Origin of the sequence: Mediterranea sp. An20, from assembly GCF_002160055.1 — a bacterium.
Classification (GTDB): Bacteria; Bacteroidota; Bacteroidia; order Bacteroidales; family Bacteroidaceae; genus Bacteroides; species Bacteroides avicola.
The window spans coordinates 1-3,974 of record NZ_NFJV01000057.1 but is presented as its reverse complement, the minus strand read 5'-3'; the positions used below and the strand labels follow the sequence as shown (position 1 = coordinate 3,974).

Genomic DNA, 3,974 nt, shown 5'->3' with positions numbered 1-3,974 from the left:
AAGGCCCCGTCGATGATTTCCCGGCGGCTGCGTGCCTGGTATATCTTCTCTTTCCAGTAGCCGATGCGCACCTGTATGTAGCGCCAGGTCTCCAGGTAGGCCCGGTTCAGGTGCCGCTCGATGTCGTCAAGCGAACCGTTGATGGCTTCCATCACCATCAGCAGGTCGGAGGTCGAGCAGGCCGCCGCTCCGGTGGCGTACAGCACGAGGTCGCCCAGCGACCTGTACAGTTGCTCCCCGTCACGGGCGATGGCCTCTATCGCCTTCTTGTTTATCGTGAGTATCAGCAGGTCTTCCGGCTCGGCCTTGCCGCGTTTCAGCACCTTGTCGTTGAACTCGGTCAGCATGTCCTTGTAGTCGCCGATGCGGTCGCTCACGGCCGTATAGGTGTCCTTGGCGTTCAGCACCGTCCGCAGGGACTGGTACATCACGTCGATGACGTCGAAGGCGCGGGTGTACCGGTCAAGGTCCACGTTCAGCTCCTTGTATTCCACGGTGGCGTCACGGCTGTACTCGTGAAGCAGCTTGTTGCTGTATTCCAGGGTGCTGCGGGCCAGCAGCAGACTGCGCTGTTTCTTGTGGTCGTTGATGTAGGCTTCCACCGACACGATGTCGAAAGTCCACTGGGCTCTGGCGATACACGGCAGGAGGGCCAGCAGCAGGAAGGTCAGGGTCAGTCGCTGTCTCATAGCCCGTCCTCCTTTCTTCCGTTCCCGCCGCGCAGGTTCCGCGCATTCTCCACCCACCGTTCGTGGCATTCTTCCACAAGGGTGAGCCTGCGCCCTTCGTCCGTGTCCGGTTCGGGCAGCACGTCCTTCAGCATGTCGATGATGCTGTACTTGTAGTGCATCATCTTCTCCAGCGACACGAGGTCGGCGTAGATTCTCGTGAGGCGAGTGTCCACCTCGCGGGCGATTTCCAGCCGGTCGCTCGACCACAACAGGTGGTACACGTCCCCGGTGGGCGTATCCTCCAGCGGCGGCGTACTGGCGTATTCGGTGGTGATCTTGCAGGAGGGGTATTCCCTCGCTATCTCCGCGATGCGGTCGTTCACCAGTTTGGTCTTTTCAGCATCCGACAGGTTCGGGTCAAGCGTCAGCACGTCGGCCACATGGGTGTCGGTGTATTCCGTGGTCAGCTCCCACGAAATCTGCAGGATGGCGCGGTGTATCTTGATGCCGAGGAAGTATTTGGGCTTCCTCGCTATCGAGAGGGTCGCCCTGAAGGTGATGACGCCGTTGATGTCCGGCATGGTGGCCTTGCGCACGAAGGTGTAGCCGCTCCACGAGCCGCCGTCCTGCCATGTCAGGTTGTATGAGGTCTTGCAGTCCTGCATGATGGCCGGGATGCGGTAATAATCATCCGTAGTGACGGCGTTGTCCGCAGCAGCCTCGGACTTCGCATCTTCGTATTCAGACAGCTTTTTCTGCCAGTCAGAGAGTTCACCTTTGAGCTGATTTATCTGTGTCAGGTTGCTGTTGTACTGCTGCCGGTAAACGGCGGCGTCTTCCACGCTCGATTCGGAAATCTTCTTCAGCAGGGTCTCGTTCTCGTCTTCCAGGGCATTGATCTGCGACTGGAGGACGGACACCCGGCTCTCGGCTTCCTGCACCATCCCGTCCAGTTCCGAGGTGTCCAGCTCGTTGTCCGTCACGGTGGTCTGCATGGCGCACTCCTTCGAATGCCCGTCCAGCGAACTGCCGCACTTGCGGCATTTGTACTGGGTGCTTCCTTGTCCGAGGGTGGCGCCGTCAGAACAGGTCACGCTGATGGTCACGCTCTCGCAGCCCTGCAGCTTGGCGGCATCCGTCGCCTGGTAGTAGTTCCGCGCGTCGGAAGCAATATAATAGGTATATCCTTCCTCGTTCTCGTTGATTTCCGACAGGCGGGCGTTGAGCTGCGCCTTGAAGGTGTTCAGGTCCATCGTGTAGGAGTCGAACACTTCCTCATATACCACCTCTTCGCGGTTCCAGCTTTGGGTCACATGGATTTCGTAGGCGTATGCCTTCTTGGTCTGTTTCCCGCCACGGCTGATGACGTAGGCCCTCTGGCTGTAGCTGATGGAGTAAGTGTAGCCGTCGTTTTGGTTGTTCAGCTCCTGCACCCGGTCGCGCGACCACCCGGCATACCGCTCCGAGTTGGAGAGGGCCTGCTCGCGCTGCGAGGCGTTGGGATAGAACCCGGCGTCGCCGGTCTCGAAACGGGTCCACTCGCCGCCGTTCAGGATGCTGTTGTCGTCCGTGGGCGGATAATAGTCGCACAGCGGTACGCTGCCCTGTTCCCGGCGGGCGATGTACCACCGCTGGGTGTAGTAGTTCCCGGCGGACTCGTCCATGTAGTCGGTGATCCACGAGGTCAGGTCGTAGTTGCTGAAGTCGAACAGCCCGGCCACATTCTCCGGACCGCCCACCATGTCGAGCAGGAGCCGCCCGGCATCCCGCTCCGCCGCTTCGTACAGGTGGCTGTAATGGTCGTACAGGTTGAATATCTCTTCCACCTTGCCGTTCATCAGGTCATGGAACGAGCTGGTCTGCAGCAGGGCGTCGCCGATATTCCCGATACCCGCCGTGGCGAGCCCCACACCCATGTTGTACAGGTTGTCGAGGTCGCTTTGCAGGTTTTCCTTCGTGAAGTTGTCCGGTATGCGGGCCAGGTCGTCCAGCATCCGCTGCCAGTCGGTGTTTCCCAGCTCGCTGAGCCGCAGCAGGGAGGCGAACTCTTCCTTGATTTCAAGGAAGGCCACGTCGGAAAAGGTCAGCGTGCTGTTGGTCACGATGCTCTCGAACTGCATGCACAGGCTCTTGGTGTCGTCGCACACTTTCATCAGGTAGCTGCCCCAGTAGAGCGCCGTCTGCGGGGAACGGAGCATCATCTTCGCCACCACCCAGGTCTTCGGTATGATTTTCCGGGCGACCATGTTGTAGATGCGGCGGTAATAGTAGTTCTCCGTGCTGCTGCTCCAGATGCCGAGCTCGGACAGGGCCTTGTGCTCAAGGAACTTCGACGAGAAGATGCCGGCGGCGGCGACCTCCGCAGCCGTATAGTGCTTGAGGATGTCGTCCACCTGCTCCCGGTAATAGCTCTCGGCCACCGTCTCCGTGCCGAAGGCGGCTGCCATCGCCGCCACGGTGCGTGCGTCGTAGTTCACGCTGTAATACTGGGCGCGGACATGCTGCACGGCGGACAGCGACAGGAGTGTCAGTAGGAACAACAGTCGTCTCATGGTCATTTCATTGCTGGTTGTTTTTATCACTCTTTTTCAGATTCAACACATGCCCTGCGGCGTTCACCTTCTGGGCGAAAGGCAGGGATTTGCCGATGCCGCTGGCGTCCCAGTCGCGGCAGTACGCTTCGATGGCCTCCTGGTGGCTGCAACGGAGTTCTCTCTTGTACAGCTTCAACGCTTCCTTCTCCGCACGCTCGGTGGTGTAGGTCATGTAGCATTCGTGCGGCTCCTCCACGCCGTACACGCCGCTGGTCGAACCGCGACGGATGAAGACCTCGCGGAAGAAGCTGCGCCCTTCCTTGTTCTCCAGCCGGTTGATGGTGAATATCTTCTTGCAGTCCACGTCGGTCAGGCCCAATATGGCCTTGATGCTGTCGAACCGCTCCTTGAACTTGCTCTGGTCGAGCAGCATCACCACATCGGAGTTGTTGATGATGGCTTCCTTCACGATCTCGCTGCCGATGATGTCCTGTATCTCCTGCGTCACCACGCCCACCGAGGCCCAGAACTTTCTTGCGGTCTTGTACATGAACTTGATGTACTCCGCCATCAGCGGGCTGGCGATGGCCTTCCACGCTTCCTCTATCACCAGCACCTTGCGGTTCTTCTTGATGCGCATCTTCTGCAGGAACACGTCCATGATGATGAGCGTCACGATGGGGAACAGCTTCTTGTTTTCCTTGATTGCGTCCACTTCGAAGACGATGAAGGTCTCCGAGAACAGGGTGGTGTCCACGTTCTCGTTCAG

Annotated in this window: 2 protein-coding genes and 1 pseudogene; all 3 read right to left on the bottom strand. The window is 59.1% G+C overall.

Features of this window, described 5'->3' with window-relative positions:
* On the bottom strand, positions 1-689 hold a 689-nt coding region (locus B5F34_RS16960), incomplete at its 3' end, for a hypothetical protein (RefSeq protein WP_087340928.1).
* Positions 686-3,223, bottom strand: coding sequence for a hypothetical protein (locus B5F34_RS16955; RefSeq protein WP_087340929.1), 2,538 nt, complete (start codon positions 3,221-3,223; stop codon positions 686-688). The genes B5F34_RS16955 and B5F34_RS16960, both read right to left, overlap by 4 nt.
* Before the next feature lie 7 nt (positions 3,224-3,230).
* Positions 3,231-3,974, bottom strand: a pseudogene (locus tag B5F34_RS16950) (conjugal transfer protein TraG); the annotation flags it as partial.

Coding starts and splice junctions, on each gene's coding strand:
- B5F34_RS16955 (WP_087340929.1), bottom strand. CDS start 3,223: ATGAGACGACTGTTGTTCCTACTGACACTCCTGTCGCTGTCCGCCGTG.